A 15,874-nucleotide genomic window follows, 5' to 3' on the forward strand; every position below is an offset into this window, starting at 1 on the left:
AACAAATATCAGGGATTAAATAATTTCCAATGTCCTTCGGTAACAACCTCAATTACTCCATCGACAACTTTAATGGCGGTTTGATCGTCAATAGCGTATGATGGTACAGGTATGGAAGCAGCCAGTTTCTCAATATTGGCCAGTGAATTCTCAGGGAACCATTCGTGGTCTAAATGAGGATGAATAGCAAAATCAACAACATTCAGCGACTTATCACTGTTAGCCGGTAACACATGGTTGCCATAGGTTGTGCCAAACCGGGTCATAATCATACTGCCGGCGCTTAAACCTACGTATACCATTTTATGCAATAACGATGGCAACAGCTCTGCCAGGCCGGATTGCTGCATCCAATAGGTCAGATATTGGCAGTCGCCTCCACCTACCAACAAGGCATCAGTTTCATTGAGCATATTAACCCAAAGTTCTTGTTTGATGCTTGGCAGCGCCGTTAGCTCCAGCAACCCCAGCGATTTCCAGCCTAATTCGCAAAAAGGATCGCCTAACGATCCGCGAATTACCCTTCGTACTATGTCGCCGCCATTAGGAATGGCATATATCGCCGTAGGGACAAAAAGGGCATTCGATTCAGCAATTGGCTTGCCCAGTAGTTCAATGAGCGCATTTTGAATGCTTATATTGCTTATACCGGCAGAAGTGAGAAGCAGCTTCATATTCGTTTATATCGTGATTGTGCGCAATAAGCTTAAGGTAACAATGTAATTCAAAAAGTAACCGGGCTTATAAATAATTCATTTGATTATTTCACCCATTATAATGTAGCCGCACACCCGCATGCCGGCTTTCAGAAGAAGTGCCTTAGAAGCGTGATTATTGACGTTGCACCGGGCTGCAGGAACCCTATTTAACCGGTAGGCTTCCTTTTTCAACTCCTGCATAAGGAAAACGCCATATCCTTGTCTTCTTAAATCTTCCTTTACTTCATAGTAAATATCGATATAAGGGAAATTATAATTCCAGATAAAACCACCTGTAGCAATAACTTCACCATCTTTTTGCATACTGTAAGCATTCCATTCGTCTGCATTTTTACTTTTTACAAACTGCGCATCATCTATTGCAAATGCCGTTTCAAAAGCCGTTTCGAACAGAATGGCCTCGGCATTGATGTTTTTTGTTGATTCAAACGCCATACCCGCAAGTAAAATATCATTGGTTTGGCATTCTACAAAACTGGCACCCGAGGCTTTTATAAATTGCTGAAAGATCTGCCTGGCATGCTTTCTGAAAGGTTTATCTAAAAAGAACTCACATATAGTATCCCTTTCCTCGCGTTTATCTTTTCCCCATACCGAACCATAACCAACAGGGATGTCATTATCTTTAAAAAGATAAGTGTCTACCCAACCTGCACCATGACATTTGTTATACACAAATTGAAATTTTGCTTCTGCAAGAAATAACCGGCGATGCGATTCAATATCTATCTCCTGTACTTTTACAACGTCAAATTTCATTTGCACATTAAAATTAAACTACTAAGCATAAATATACCAAATAACAAGAATTAGTAGTATCGAAGCCGGTAAGGAATTCATGTTCTAAACCATATTTCGATATCAAACTAACAGTGTTTTCAGATACAAAAAGCTTGCAAAGCCTCTTCCATCCATTCAATCCCGCAATTCGTCGGTACAAAATTTCAAATTAAGGCCGCGCGACTACCTTTACACCGTCAAATAATAATTTGATCAGTGATAAGGTTTAGGTGACAGCCCCCAAGCAGCGAGTGCAAGGGGGCTTTCTTGTATAATCCACTCATTCCTATTTTTTGGTAAAACGCGCCGCTTCCCTCCGTTCATCTATACAATTTCCCAATTCACCGACACATGGTTGTTAAAACTCCCGCTCATCTTCACCTTTGATTTATAATTCAGAAGCAGGGACACTGAATTATAGTTTTTTTCGTATAAGATGAAGCACCTGTGCAATGTACAGGTGCTTTTTTTAAATTAGATGCTGAAATATGTGCCAGCCAGTAGCTTCGGCATTGATGAATAAAAGAATCTTAAAATAAAATGATCCGCTCAAAAGCAACCACTTTTTTCATTCATGCTGCAGGCTGGCTTGTGTTTTTAGGGTTCCCGCTATTATTCATGAACCGCACACAGCAAAGCAGCGCCGGCACCTATGCCGTCCTGTTTTCACCTTACTACTGGCTGTTTTGTCTCACCTATATTTTTATGTTTTACCTGAACGCCTGGTACCTGGTGCCTAAGTTCGTGTTCCGTAAAAGATATGTCTGGTATGGGCTTATTGTGCTATTACTTTCAGGCTGTGTTTACTTTTTGCAGCCTTTTGATAACCTGCTTCTTCACAATCTCATTAAAGGGAATAAACCTGTAGCAACAACAGCCCCCAATCCGCAGCCTATAGGGCCGCAAATTACGCCTACAGGTATTGACAGCTCAGCTCCCAATCAGCAAAACATGCCTTTTGGCCCGTTGCCACACGAGGACCTGCGGATGCAGGACCCCAGCCTTAAACCTGCCAACCGCATTATTTTCATTCACCAATCAGGTAATATTGATATGGTAGGCTTATTTATTTTTATCATTGTGATGGGACTGAGCGTTGCCATTGCCACGGTTCAAAAATGGCAACTTACCGAGCAGATGGTTACCCGCGCCGAGGCCGAAAAAGCCCATGCCGAACTCTCTTTTCTTAAAGCCCAGATCAATCCTCATTTTTTATTCAATACCCTGAATAATATTTATGCCTTATCGGTTACCAATAGTGCGCATACTTCCGAAAGTATCATGAAACTCTCCAATATCATGCGCTACGTAACCGATGAGGTAACGGAGGATTTTGTTTTGCTGCAAAACGAAGTTGATTGTATCAACGATTATATCGATCTGCAACGCCTGCGCCTCGGTAAAAAAACAACGCTTGATTTTGAGGTTTCGGGCAAGATAGACAACCAAAAAATTCCGCCCCTGATACTGATGACCTTTATTGAAAACGTTTTTAAATACGGCGTAAGTAAACATCAGCCATCAGTTATCAATATCTGCTTAAGGGTAAACGGCAACCAAATGCTGTTCATCTGCAAAAATACCATTTTCGAAAAACGACCTGCCACAGAACGAAAAGGTATCGGCATTGCCAATAACCGTCAGCGCCTGCAACATATTTACCCTAACAAACACCGGCTTGACATCAGCTCGGCCGATGGCAATTTCACTGTCGAACTGGAGATTAACGCTTAAAACTATCTATTATGCAGTTAAAATGTGTAGCTATTGATGATGAGCCACTGGCCCTTCAGATAATTGAAAAATATGTAGCTGGCTATCCCGCGTTAACATTGGTCAATACTTTTGAGGATGCTATATCGGGCGGGGAATACCTGAAAATGAACAAGGTGGATGTATTGTTCATAGATATTAACATGCCCGATATCACCGGCATTGACCTGGTAAAATCATTGGCCGATAAACCGATGATCATTTTTACCACTGCCTACAAAAATTATGCGTATGAAGGTTACGAACTGGAGGCGGTTGATTACCTGCTGAAACCGATCAATAACCTGCGCTTTGACACGGCGGTTCAAAAGGCAATTGGCTATTACCAGTACAAACATACCGATACCCCGAATGAAAGCGATTTCCTGTATGTGCATTCAGAATACAGACTGATCAAGATCAACATTAAAGACATTGAATATATTGAAAGCATGCAGGATTACATCAAGATTCATATGCTGGGCGTAGCCAAACCCATACTAACGCTTATGCCCCTGAAAAGTGCAATTGAAAAACTGCCTGCATCAAAGTTTATCCGTATTCACCGCAGCTTCGTGGTAGCGCGCGATCTGATCAGGTCTATCCACAACCGCAAGGTAAAACTAACCGACGTAGAGCTTCCTGTAGGTACAAACTATACCGATTTTATCAAAAACTGGCACAAATAATCAATTCATCGGCACATTAAAGGCGTTGAACGACACATTATTTTATAGCCCCTTAAATAGCCTCAACTTTATATTGTTAAAATTGACACTAATCCTTAAAGTCATGAAAACTGCAGACAATAAAAAAACCATCTTAGTACTTGATAAAAACAGCCGGATGTTATCGGTAATTGATGACATTATGTACTATGGCGATTTTAATGTGCATTTAACTTTTGACCCCAATGCTATATATGATAAAGCTAAAATGATTAATCCGGATTTGATCATTTTGGATTATTTGTTGGTAGATAACGATTGTGAACTGGTTTGCCGGGACTTTAAGGATGATAAGCAGCTATGCAATGTACCTATCATTATTGTAACCGCTTTTAAAACAAAAAAAGCACAGGCCGACTCTTATAAATGCGATGCCTTGTTTGTAAAACCGCTGGATATGGAAGTACTTGCATCAAGGATAGAATACCTGATGGCATCCTGAAGCTGGTTTTGTAAACTCATATAAACCTGCTAAGTTTAGCTTTTATTAATTAAACAACTCTGCACTTATAAAATGAAACTCAAGAGCAACATAGCCACCAGCGAAAACGGGTTTATTTTTAACCCTGCCACCGGCGATTCATTTTCCGGTAACGGTATGGCGGCAAAACTGCTTGAGGCTATGAAAAGCGGCAAAACCGAAGATGATATCAAGCAGGATATTCTGAGCAGGTATGAAGTGAGCGAAAGCCAGCTTAACTTGGATTGGGATAATTGGATGCTGCAGCTAAAAGAAGCAAACCTGCTCGAAATTTAAGGATGATGCCAAACAAGTACGCTAATTTATGTATTGCCGTCACCGGGCTTAATGCCAATGACAATCCGGGTCCTGGGATGGCGGTCATCCGTTCTTTAAAAGAGTGTTTTGGAGATGGCTTGCGCATAATTGGCCTATCGTATGAGTCGCTGGAGCCCGGGATTTATCTGCGGGGGTGGGTAAATAAAACTTACCAGATCCCCTATCCAACCGAAGGTACGGCAGCCCTCGTTGAACGTTTGACATATATCAACGAACAGGACAAACTTGATCTCATTATCCCCAACTTTGATTCGGAGCTGTTCAATTTTATAAAGATAGCGCCTCAATTGCAGCAAATGGGCATAGCAACTTATCTCCCAACACACCAGCAACTGGCGTTAAGAGATAAGGTGAACCTAAAAAATTTCGGCACAAAAAATGGCTTTTATGTGCCTGCCGATCATAAGCTTTACACGACCGACGATATTAAAAAAGCGGCTGATGAGTTCAACTTTCCTATGGTAATAAAAGGTAAGTTTTATGATGCTTATGTTGTATATACGATGGATCAGGCATTGAAAGCCTTTCATCAATTATATGCAGCCTGGGGCATACCGGTAATAGCTCAGCAATACATTAAGGGCAACGAAATCAACATGGCGGCACTTGGCGACGGTAATGGCAACAACATCGGCTTGGTGGCTATGCGCAAACTTTATATTACCGATAAAGGGAAAGCCTGGGCGGGCGTTACGGTTAAAGATGACAAGCTTACCCAGTTGGCCAATCATTTTGCAAGTGCCACCAACTGGAAAGGCGGTTACGAAATGGAGATCATGAGCACCGTCGAAGGGCATTTATACATACTGGAAATTAACCCGCGGTTTCCGGCATGGATTTACTTAACCGTGGCCGCCGGGCAAAATCAACCTGCAGCATTAACTAAAATGGCATTGGGCGAAGTTATTAAACCCTTTACCGATTACCAGGCCGGCAAACTGTTTGTCCGGTATTCGTGGGACCATATCGCCGACATCGCCGATTTTCAGCAGATCTCGGCGTTTGGCGAATTATAATTTATAACGATGGAAAAGCTGCCATACGAGAAACCATATATAAAAAAACTACAGGCCGGTGCCCTTAACAAATTCGGCTCCCGCGCCGGTGTGCAGCCTGTTAAAAGCATCGATGGCGTTTCAGTTAAAAGCCTTATCGAAAACTACGGTTCGCCGGTGTTCGTATTGTCCGAAAAACAGATCCGCAAAAACTACCGGGCTGCATACCGCGCTTTTAGCACCCGCTACCCAAAAGTACAATTTGCATGGAGCTACAAAACCAATTACCTCAACGCCGTTTGTCAGATTTTTCACCAGGAAGGCAGTTGGGCCGAGGTAGTTTCAGGCTTTGAATATCGTAAAGCTTTAGGTAATGGCGTACCTGGCAACAAGATCATTTTTAACGGACCGGGCAAGTCCATCAATGATTTACAGCTGGCCATCGAACATGATTCGCTGATCCATATTGATCATTTCGATGAGCTTAACCTACTGCTTACATTAAGTAAAAACCTGGTCAATAAACCGCGTGTGGCCATCCGTATAAATATGGATACCGGCGTTTACCCACTTTGGGACCGCTTTGGTTTTAACTATGAAAATGGAGAAGCCTGGTCGGCAGTTACAAAGATCACAGGCTCGGGAAGTCTGCAATTGGTGGGCTTGCATTGCCATATCGGTACCTATATGCTCTCTGCCGATGCTTATGGTATAGCGGCTAATAAACTGGCAGAACTGGCTGTTCGCTGCCAGACCGAGCTTAATCATAAAATAGAATATCTTGATCTGGGAGGCGGCTTCCCCTCAACCAATACGTTGAAAGGTGCTTACCTGCCGGGAAATGACACTGTACCAACTATTGATGATTTTGCCGAAGTGATAACTTCAGCCCTGCTCAATTTTGGCTTTGCTAATGATAACCTACCTCTGCTGATATTAGAAAGCGGCCGTGTTTTAATAGATGACGCCGGTTACCTGCTGGGCACCGTTATTGCCAACAAACGTTTGGCAAATGGCAAAGGCGCCATTATTGTTGATTTTGGGGTTAATATCCTGTTTACATCTTTTTGGTACGAACACAAGGTAAGCCCGGCACAGGATTTTGTAGCCCATAGCGAAAACATGGTGATCTACGGCCCCCTTTGCATGAACATCGATGTGATCAGAGAAAGTATTAACCTGCCAGCGCTAAACCCCGGCGATCAGGTTGTAGTACACAAGGTTGGCGCTTATAATATGACCCAATGGATGCAGTTCATTACCCTGAGGCCCGCTGTTGTTTTGATAGATGAAAAGTTGCGCACCCACCTCATCCGCAAAAACGAAACATTGGAATATACCGCCGAACCCGAGTTAGTACCGGCTCATTTAACTAACACCAAATGAAGCAAATTCCAGCATTTATAAAAACCATTATCAATTCTTATTCAGTGCTGTTTTTTTCGCAGAACCGGGTATTGGGGATTATTTTGCTGCTGGTATCTTTCTTCAACCCGGTGTCTGGCTTTGCAGGGTTGGGTTGCGTTATTTTTTCATTGCTGCTAACAAAACCATTAAAGCAAAATAGCGAAGACCACCGCATAGGTACCTACAACTTTAACAGTTTATTACTTGGGATTGCATTTGGCGCTTTTTTTCAGGTTAACCTGATGTTTGTATGCTGGCTGCTGATTGCCTGCTTCATGGTAGTGCTTGCTACTGTTATCATATCAAAGCGCATGGGCAAACCAGGTTTACCCATGCTCTCGCTGCCGTTTATATTGGTGTTTTGGCTTGTACTGCTGGCATCTAACAGCATTTTCAACACAGGTATTTTGCAAAAAAGCAGTTCCCTGCTCGAAGAAATTTACACCGGGCCGGGCAACCTCGCCGGGGCCGAAGGTTATCTGGCCACAGCATTGCCAAAACTGCTGAGCTTATTTTTTCGCTCATTAAGTGCAGTATTGTTTCAGCATAATATCATAGCAGGGATCCTTATTGCTACAGGTATGCTAATTCACTCGCGCATAGCATTCAGTTTGCTTATCATTAGCTTTTTGGCAGCTTGTGGCTTTAACAGCATCACCCATACTTACCCCGAGGGCATCAGTTATTACCATTTGGGCGCCAATTTAATGATGGGCGCCATGGCAATCGGGAGCTTTTTTACCATCCCTTCGCTGCGCTCTTATTTGTTGGCAGTTCTTTGCATCCCGGCGGGTTTCGTACTTATTAATGCCCTAACAACCTTAATGGCCCTGCATGCGTTGCCTATATTTTCGCTGCCGTTTTGTGTGCTTAATATCAGCCTGCTTTATTTTTTAATGCTGATAGGCTTTCAGCCCAAATTGCAGCTGACTACGGTTCAGTATTACTCGCCCGAAAAAAACCTTTACCATGTTTTAAACCTGCAAAACAGGCTGAACGATCTGAAATACATCAGGCTCAGTTTACCATTTATGGGTTACTGGACAGTATCACAAGGCTATAACGGAGCCATAACCCACAAAGGCGAATGGGGCCAGGCACTTGATTTTGTAATCACCGATGATGAGCAGAAAACATTTAAATATCCGGGTACATTGCCCGAACACTTTTACTGTTTCAACAAACCGGTACTGGCCTGCGGTGATGGTATTGTGGAACTGGTGGTAAACCATGTAGAAGATAACGATATAGGTGAAGAAAACCTGAAAGAAAACTGGGGAAATACTGTAGTGATCCGTCATGCCGAAGGCCTCTACTCCAAGCTCTCGCACCTCAAAAAAAATTCTGTAAAAGTTAAACCAGGCGATACTGTAAAACAAGGTGACCTGCTGGGTTTCTGTGGTAATTCGGGCCGGTCGCCGGAGCCGCATTTGCATTTTCAGTTGCAGGCAACGCCTTATATCGGGTCCAAAACGCTGTCATATCCATTTGCTTATTATTTTAACAAAAAGAAAAATCAAAACTGCATTGAAAGCTACACTGTTCCTAATGAAAATGAGCTGATCAGTAACCCGGAGACAAATGCATCGCTCAAAAAAGCATTCGACCTGCAACCCGGTTTTGTAGCTAAACTAACAGCCGAAAATGGTATAATCGAAGATTGGGAAGTGTTTAAAGATGCTTTGAACCAATCATACATTTACAGCAAAACAACCGGTGCTGTTGCTTATTTTATCAACAACGGTACCATGTTTTACTTCACCAGTTTTTACGGCGATAAAACATCATTGCTTTACTGCTTTTACCTTGCCGCCTATAAAGTTATTTTTAACGATACAGCATATATCCAGGCAAATGATGAGTTCCCGGTACCGCTTACCGACAATAAAATACTGCTTTGGTTGCAGGATTTTATTGCGCCGTTTTACCGGTTTATCAGCATAAAATATAAAAGCGGCATTCAGGTAAAAAAAATGGGGCTAAATATTGTATCAAAACAATACCAGGAAATTGCAGGGACAACAGTACCACTTGCCGAATCAACAGTTTTTGTTGATCATGGCAGCCTGCAGGCCTTCGTCATCAATATAAACGGAAAGCCTATTGAAGCACAATGGAGTACAGAAAATTAACCCTTCTTTTTGCCCTGCTATTTGCTGTTCTTGTAAGCCATGCACAGGATCATAAACTTGCTGTGGCCGATAGCACCGCAGAACAGCTATACGATGCCGGCGACTGGAAACAGCTTATCAGCTTTGTGAACAATGCAGTTGCCGATAATGCTGATTCCCCTGCTTTGCGTTTTAAATGCGGATATGCTTATATGCTTACCGGCAGCTACAAAGCGGCCATCAGCCAGTTTAACCGGGTTTTGCTTAAAGATCCACATAATACCACCGCACGTTTATATGCTTATTATTGCAATACCTATATCAACAATAATAGCACAGCGTTTTATAATGCATCACATTTAGACACCGCAACCCTACATGCTATCAAGTTATCACCCTTTAGTTTAACTGATGCTGTTTTGGAAAGCGGCATAAAATTGCCGAATAACCACGAACGCGACAACGGCTTTTTTGAACGTGCGGGCATCGGTTTAAGGTTATCATGGCGTTTGCAGTTGGATCAATCATTTATGTTTTTCAAACAGAATATATTCAGGTCGGGCTATATTGATTATAATAACCAAACAGGTAAAACCGACAGGCAACTTGAATATTATGCGAAGGCAAAGTACTCGCTTACCAATAGCTTAAGCTTACTTGGTGCTTACCACTATTTGCATACCAGCTACCGGAACAATATTTACCAAAGCAACCTGGGCTTGTTTGGAGTAAAATATGATACCCGTTATGTTGATTTGCAGGCAGATGTTAACTTTGGAAAACTTATTACCAAAACTTTGAAACAATACGATGCCCGCGTAGATTTTTACCCTTTGGGCAACCTGAATTTATATACGATAGGCAAAGCGTCTGTATCAAATTTAAGCGGGGCTCATAGTTTCATATATAGCCAGTCGATAGGGTTTAAAGTACTGGATAAAACCTGGCTGGAGACAGCTGCAGCTTTCGGCGACCAGGATGACTACCTTGATGCCGATGGCCTTTATGTGTATAATGCCATCGACCCTACAAAATTTAAATGCGGCGAAAGCGTTTTTTACCAATTGGGTAACCATGCCTTATTGAATTTAAATTACTTTTATGAAAAGAAAACAGACATTTACCGTGCTGTTAACTATAACCAAAACTCTGTTACGTTAGGTATAACATGGAAATTTTAAAGAAGACGTTTACAGCCTTGTTTTTACTTGCATTTACAGCACAACTACGGGCACAAACCAATGCTGTGCTTCAAAAAGCCTTTCACAACAGCTACACCGACGAGTTAAACAAAAACTACGTTGCCGCAATCGCCGACATTTATCCCTACTATTCGGAAAATAATTATGAAATAACCATCAGGCTTGGCTGGCTCAATTACCTCAATAAAAACTACCCGGCTTCACAAACTTATTATCAAAAAGCAGTAAATCTTAAGCCCGGTGCTATCGAAGCCAAATTTGGCTACGTAAAACCCCTGTCCTTTTTGCAAAACTGGGATAAGGTTCTTGAACAATATCTCGCTATCCTTAAAATAGACCCTCAAAACACACAGGCCAATTATTGGGCCGGCGTAATTTATTATAACCGAAAGCAATACGAACCCGCTATTAAGCTTTTTAGGGTAGTAGTAACGCTTTACCCCTTTGATTATGACGGCAACCATATGCTGGCCTGGTCAATGCTTATGGCTGGAAAAAAAGCGGAAGCGAAACCTTTTTTTGAAAAAGCGCTGATCATCAAACCTGCTGATGCTTCCAGCACTGATGGCTTAGCCAGATGCAATTAACCAGTTTAAATTTTTCACGAGATGCCTCACATGCATCTCCGACAGGACAGCAAATTTGCGCATTAAATACCTTCATGCGCAAGACGCATGTGATGCGTCTCTACAACAAAAAACATATTCTTCATACATCGATTTAAATCCCTCATTTGTCGACACATTTCCCGACGACCCGATTTTCCAAATTAACTTTAATTAAACCTGTCCGAAAAAAGGCAGCGCTAATTATCAATTAAATTAATTCTATGAAAATGAAATCATTTTACGCCTCATTATTGATGCTGGGCACAATAATTGGCCTGGCATCATGTAAAAAGGAGAACGCTTCAAAATCAGCTTCGGCCGGCAGCGTTTCGTCATCAGCCGTTACATCAACCGGCGCCATTGCTATTAGCCTTGCATCGTCCGGAACTACTACCGACAGCGTTTATATGGTTGGCTGCTATGGCAAGCATGATACCAAAGACTCGGTTGCTTTTAGCGCATTACCTACAGCTATCGGCACTTACCTTACAGCTAATTACAGCGGTTATACATTCAAAAAAGCGTACTCCATTACTGATAGTACCAAAACAGTTACCAACTACATTGTGGTTATCAAATACAACAGCGCTTTGGTTGGCCTCAAATTCACTGCTGCGGGTACGTTTGTAAGCATCCTTGAGCAACGCGAAGGTGTTGACCTTAAAGGACCAGGATGGCACTTAGGCGGATTCTTTGATAATCGTGACAGTAAACACCGCGATACCATTGCTATTTCGGCCCTTCCTACTGCTGTGAGTAGCTATTTTTCAACAACCTATCCAACAGATACTTTGTTGCATGCCTCTATCGCACCTGATAACGTATACATTTTGATAAGCCAGAACGGTGTACTTTACTCAACAACGGTGACCGCGGCAGGCAAACTTGTAAAACGTATTCAGATAGAAAGACACGATTTAAAACATGCTGTAGTAGCTGAAGCTAACTTACCGGCTACTATTACCACTTATCTTACTGCTACTTATCCGGGCTACGTATTTGATAAAGCTTTTTCTGAAAGCCCCGGCGGAACCCTGCAAGGTTACGTTGTGTTGATTACATCAAACAATACCAAATACGCATTAATTTTTAATGCGTCGGGTACATTTGTCAGAGTCCTGCCCATCCACTAAACAATCGAGATTATAGCGCTGTTGGTAAGCCATGTTTTTAATTAAACATGGCTTACTTGCTTAGTTTCAGAGCCCCAAACAGCGGATTACATATTTATTTCCTGCTGATGAGTTTAAAATTGGAGAATTTAACATACGAGCGGTGCGGGCCATAGGTACTGTGATAAAGCCCTATTTGCAGATCGGCACTATTTAAATCAGGCCTTAATACCGGGCTTCCGGGCAGATCAGTCCAATGTATGCCGTCACTACTGCTCCTAATGTAAAACACATCACCCGATTTTTGGATCTGCAGGTAGCGATTATAATTCCAGCCGGTTTGAGTATTGGTTTGCATCCGGTCGCCGGTTTTAAAATTGGTGAGCATGTTGCCGCAATTCCAGGCCGGAAAAATACTGTTCTGAATGAGGTTTTCGCTGCCTTCAGTACCGGGTTGTTTTGCTTTGCGTACCATCAAGCCCATATCGCTGTTGCCGGCTACCTTTTTTTCCTTAAGGCCGCTTACATCAGCTACTTCTACCTCGGCCACAAAATCGCCCGAAACATTACGGTATAAAAATGGTCCATAAGGCAGGTTACCGTCCCAGTTAGCGCCTTTTGATTCCAGGGTTAACACGCTGTCACCGGTAAATACTTTATTCTCCGGCTTATCTCCACCTATCAAACCATCCCACATAGTGCCGGTTGTGCCATTTGTTACAAAGTCCTTGATGAATGCAAACCCATCCGCAACAACATTAAATAAGGACAAAGCCGTATTTACAGGCAATGCCGCGGTTTTTGGGCTTACATTACCATAATTGTCTTTAACTTTAAAAGAGTAGCTATAATTTTTACCGGCTGCAAGCCCATAACTCAAATAATGAGGATCGGCCTGCCAACCGCTTGATTTGCTGCTGTCTGCCTCGTTAATAAAATCATACTGAAGATTTGATTTTACAGAAGCATATTCCGGCGCCTCCATTTCAACCATACCGGGCGTCACAGCCTTCGGAATAGTTTTGAACGCAAACGAACCTGCTACGGGCGAATGATAGTTTTGTTTCCAACCAAGGCTTAACTGTTTAATTTCCGTCGATGATAAACGATGTTTAAAGAATACAAGATTGGCTATTGCACCATTAAAACCATCGCCCAGCAAAAGCTCGCCAATAAGCTTATCTGCATTTGACATTGTTGAAACCAGGACGCCATCCACATATAATTTAGCGGCATTGCCGCTAACAGTTTTTATGACGTAATACCAATTTCCTCCGCTTAAATATTTACCGGCATTAACTAAAGGTTCTGCGGATGATTTTGATTTTAGTATTGCCCCATTTTGGGAAGATGTGCTTTGATAAACACTTAAAGCTATGCTATAACCATCTTTGCTATTGACCGAATGATCGTTCTTGAATACGAGTGAGCTTTTATCATTAAAATTAACGGCTATTTTCCCTTTAATATCAGTTACTACCGCGGCTTGTCCGGTAGCGGATAGGAAAGCACCGCCCGCATCGCCATTATTTGCCCATTTTTGAAGCGGCCCGTAACTTAGTTTGGAAGCATCGAGGTAAACGGAGATATCTGACTTTGCAGGATGTAAAGCCCATTGTTTAATAACGCTATCGGCCACCGGCTTGTTATAAACTTTAACTGATGAAATAGCACCTGAAAAATATGCTGAACGGTTTGTTTTTGCCCCGATAATGAATTTATCTGCAAGCTGTAAGAAAAGCATTTTGTTTTCTGTATTGTTAAGTTCACCGTCAACAAACACCTTTTCGAACGAACCATCAAAAGTAACCACTACCTGGTGCCATTTCCCGGCGGCAGGCATGCTTTTGTATTGAAAGTCAGAAACGCCAAAATGTTGTACGGCACCGGCTGTTTTATTGCTTCCGTAGCCAAAAGTAGCGGTGCGATGATCCGATTCGCCGTTTGTCCAGCTTAATACCGGGTTTTCGTCTTCGATCTGGTCGGTGTAAACCTCATATGCTACTGTATAACTGTTATTACCCGCAAGTGAACGGGGTACTGACACCGTTGATTCGAGCGATTGCGTACCGTTAAACAACAATGCCTTTTTACCTGCAATGATATCGATAACCGGAGGTTTACCTGATGCTGTAAAACTACCGCTCAAGGCACCTTTGTTTGCCCATTGACTTACCGCTTCGCCGGCCTGAAAATTATCAGCGTTTAGGTTTACCAATAAACCCTCTTTCTCGTTTGAAACTGCAGCCTTTGATATTTCTTTTTTATCGGCAGGATCAACGTTTTCGGTTACCACGCGCTCGCCATAAACTTTTACGTTCCATATCGCTTTGTATAAACCCGGATATTCTGTGCCGGTAATTGTTAAGCGGATAAACCGGCCCTGCACATTTCCTGAATCTACCATCGGCGAGCCATGTTGCTTATTCTTTGTTCTATCAGCAAAAGGCTTCCAGGTTTTACCATCTACCGATGATTCTACCAGGTATTGATAGTACCAGGTTGCGTATTCAAATTGCGTTAACACTTGCTGCACCGTTTTTACCGAACCTAAATCGATGGTGATCCAGGCCGGGCTACGACCGTTATCAGCCGGTTTCCATAGCGTGCCGTTATTGTTATCAATCGCAAATGACGGTTTATAATTTTCGTTATAGTAAGATGAAGCGGTTACCCTTTTCTGATAAGCCTCATCAGGAACATTAATGGTATTTTTTCCTAATAACCCGACGCCAAGATGGGTAGGAACAATCTTTTCAATATTACCATCTGCATCAAACACGATCTTATCCGCACAAACCTGCCTGTGGTAGCCGCCATTAGAGTGCGGGTTATTATGCCTGTGATATACCATATAAAAATCATCCCCAACCTGCACTACCGACTCATGGCCCGGTCCGTGGATAGTTCCGTCATGATTAGTACTTAGCACCGGGTTGTTTTTGCCGAACTCAAATGGCCCCATTGGTCCGGTTTTGCTGATGGCGTATTGTACCCGATAAGTAGAATCCTCACAAAGACCGGATGAATAGGTAAAGTAGTAGATGCTCTTACGTTTAAACATAAAAGGCGCTTCAAAAAAATCTTTAGCAATAGTATTGGGAATCTTGACCGTTTTGGCAAAAGTGTGCATATCTGCGTTTAACAAACCCACACCACAACCATGATCGGGGTAAATGCCCCAGGTACCCCAAAACATATAGATCTTGCCGTCGTCATCTTTAAAGGTTTGACCATCGAGGGTAATCACCCCTGGGATAAAATAATTGGGGATCATTGATTTGCCATCGGGCAGTAAGGGCGTCCACGGCCCTGTAGGGCTTGTTGACGAAGCTCCATAAATATCAACCGGCTGGCAGTAATACATGTAATACTTGCCGTCGTTTCCATTAATTACATCGGGAGCCCAATAGTAATTGGAGGTTGGCCAGTTCATATCATGCATGGTCCAGTTCACAAAATCTTTGGATGTCCAAACCTGCGATGGCCCGTGCCCTCCACCGTTGCCATCGGTGGTAGCATAAATGTAGTAGGTATCGCCAAACTTGCGTACAGTTGGGTCGGCAAAGTAGCCGGGAATAATAGGATTACCATTACCCGGCTCTGTTGCTGATTGTTGCTGTGCAGAACTGTTTAAAACAGCCATACACAAGGAAAAGAA

General features: G+C 42.5%; 13 protein-coding genes. 10 read left to right on the plus strand and 3 right to left on the minus strand.

What is annotated here, in order from left to right:
• Positions 1-8: 8 nt before the first annotated feature.
• Positions 9-674 carry a Type 1 glutamine amidotransferase-like domain-containing protein gene (locus ACP26M_RS14970; protein WP_426581026.1) on the minus strand — a complete coding sequence of 222 codons (666 nt, stop codon included), beginning with the start codon at positions 672-674 and terminating at the stop codon, positions 9-11.
• A gap of 78 nt (positions 675-752) precedes the next feature.
• Positions 753-1,478: a GNAT family N-acetyltransferase gene (locus tag ACP26M_RS14975; protein ID WP_426581028.1), complete on the minus strand. Its 726-nt coding sequence runs from the start codon at positions 1,476-1,478 to the stop codon at positions 753-755.
• A gap of 561 nt (positions 1,479-2,039) precedes the next feature.
• Between ACP26M_RS14975 and ACP26M_RS14980 the strand changes: the two genes are divergently transcribed.
• From ACP26M_RS14980 to ACP26M_RS15025, 10 genes are all read left to right on the plus strand, one after another.
• Positions 2,040-3,233 (plus strand): sensor histidine kinase, encoded by a 1,194-nt coding sequence (locus tag ACP26M_RS14980; protein ID WP_426581030.1) that lies wholly within the window; start codon positions 2,040-2,042, stop codon positions 3,231-3,233.
• Positions 3,234-3,244: 11 nt separating this feature from the next.
• Positions 3,245-3,940 (plus strand): LytR/AlgR family response regulator transcription factor, encoded by a 696-nt coding sequence (locus tag ACP26M_RS14985; RefSeq protein WP_426581032.1) that lies wholly within the window; start codon positions 3,245-3,247, stop codon positions 3,938-3,940.
• 103 nt (positions 3,941-4,043) lie between these two features.
• Positions 4,044-4,421, plus strand: a complete 378-nt coding sequence (locus ACP26M_RS14990) for a response regulator (RefSeq protein WP_426581035.1) — start codon at positions 4,044-4,046, stop codon at positions 4,419-4,421.
• A 72-nt stretch (positions 4,422-4,493) separates the two neighbouring features.
• Entirely contained in the window at positions 4,494-4,736 is a 243-nt protein-coding gene (locus ACP26M_RS14995; RefSeq protein WP_176623085.1) for a PqqD family protein, read from the plus strand.
• Positions 4,737-4,738: 2 nt separating this feature from the next.
• Complete coding sequence (locus tag ACP26M_RS15000) at positions 4,739-5,794, plus strand: ATP-grasp domain-containing protein (RefSeq protein ID WP_426581037.1); 1,056 nt, start codon at positions 4,739-4,741, stop codon at positions 5,792-5,794.
• Between the two features lie 9 nt (positions 5,795-5,803).
• On the plus strand, positions 5,804-7,159 hold the full coding sequence (locus ACP26M_RS15005; protein ID WP_426581039.1) for a hypothetical protein: 1,356 nt from the start codon (positions 5,804-5,806) through the stop codon (positions 7,157-7,159).
• Positions 7,156-9,312, plus strand: coding sequence for an urea transporter (locus ACP26M_RS15010; protein ID WP_426581041.1), 2,157 nt, complete (start codon positions 7,156-7,158; stop codon positions 9,310-9,312). The genes ACP26M_RS15005 and ACP26M_RS15010 overlap by 4 nt, the downstream gene beginning before the upstream one ends.
• Positions 9,294-10,472, plus strand: a complete 1,179-nt coding sequence (locus ACP26M_RS15015; protein ID WP_426581043.1) for a tetratricopeptide repeat protein — start codon at positions 9,294-9,296, stop codon at positions 10,470-10,472. Before ACP26M_RS15010 ends, ACP26M_RS15015 begins: the two co-directional genes overlap by 19 nt.
• A complete protein-coding gene (locus tag ACP26M_RS15020; protein ID WP_426581045.1) occupies positions 10,460-11,080 on the plus strand; it encodes a tetratricopeptide repeat protein in 621 nt (206 codons plus the stop codon). The genes ACP26M_RS15015 and ACP26M_RS15020 overlap by 13 nt, the downstream gene beginning before the upstream one ends.
• 248 nt (positions 11,081-11,328) lie before the next feature.
• Positions 11,329-12,234, plus strand: coding sequence for a PepSY-like domain-containing protein (locus ACP26M_RS15025; protein ID WP_426581047.1), 906 nt, complete (start codon positions 11,329-11,331; stop codon positions 12,232-12,234).
• A 94-nt stretch (positions 12,235-12,328) separates the two neighbouring features.
• Here ACP26M_RS15025 and ACP26M_RS15030 read toward each other — a convergent pair whose 3' ends face one another.
• The gene (locus ACP26M_RS15030) at positions 12,329-15,859 is read right to left on the minus strand and encodes a family 43 glycosylhydrolase (RefSeq protein WP_426581049.1); all 3,531 of its coding nucleotides are present in this window, start codon (positions 15,857-15,859) and stop codon (positions 12,329-12,331) included.
• Positions 15,860-15,874 lie beyond the last annotated feature (15 nt).

Origin of the sequence: Mucilaginibacter sp. R-33 (assembly GCF_049949235.1) — a bacterium.
Lineage (GTDB): Bacteria > Bacteroidota > Bacteroidia > Sphingobacteriales > Sphingobacteriaceae > Mucilaginibacter.

Bases quoted from the DNA above. Each gene is read 5' to 3' on its own strand.
- ACP26M_RS15010 (WP_426581041.1), top strand. From the start codon at position 7,156: ATGAAGCAAATTCCAGCATTTATAAAAACCATTATCAATTCTTATTCA.
- ACP26M_RS14980 (WP_426581030.1), top strand. From the start codon at position 2,040: ATGATCCGCTCAAAAGCAACCACTTTTTTCATTCATGCTGCAGGCTGG.
- ACP26M_RS15025 (WP_426581047.1), top strand. From the start codon at position 11,329: ATGAAATCATTTTACGCCTCATTATTGATGCTGGGCACAATAATTGGC.
- ACP26M_RS15030 (WP_426581049.1), bottom strand. From the start codon at position 15,859: ATGGCTGTTTTAAACAGTTCTGCACAGCAACAATCAGCAACAGAGCCG.
- ACP26M_RS14990 (WP_426581035.1), top strand. From the start codon at position 4,044: ATGAAAACTGCAGACAATAAAAAAACCATCTTAGTACTTGATAAAAAC.
- ACP26M_RS14985 (WP_426581032.1), top strand. From the start codon at position 3,245: ATGCAGTTAAAATGTGTAGCTATTGATGATGAGCCACTGGCCCTTCAG.
- ACP26M_RS15020 (WP_426581045.1), top strand. From the start codon at position 10,460: ATGGAAATTTTAAAGAAGACGTTTACAGCCTTGTTTTTACTTGCATTT.
- ACP26M_RS15015 (WP_426581043.1), top strand. From the start codon at position 9,294: ATGGAGTACAGAAAATTAACCCTTCTTTTTGCCCTGCTATTTGCTGTT.
- ACP26M_RS14970 (WP_426581026.1), bottom strand. From the start codon at position 674: ATGAAGCTGCTTCTCACTTCTGCCGGTATAAGCAATATAAGCATTCAA.
- ACP26M_RS14975 (WP_426581028.1), bottom strand. From the start codon at position 1,478: ATGAAATTTGACGTTGTAAAAGTACAGGAGATAGATATTGAATCGCAT.
- ACP26M_RS15000 (WP_426581037.1), top strand. From the start codon at position 4,739: ATGATGCCAAACAAGTACGCTAATTTATGTATTGCCGTCACCGGGCTT.
- ACP26M_RS14995 (WP_176623085.1), top strand. From the start codon at position 4,494: ATGAAACTCAAGAGCAACATAGCCACCAGCGAAAACGGGTTTATTTTT.
- ACP26M_RS15005 (WP_426581039.1), top strand. From the start codon at position 5,804: ATGGAAAAGCTGCCATACGAGAAACCATATATAAAAAAACTACAGGCC.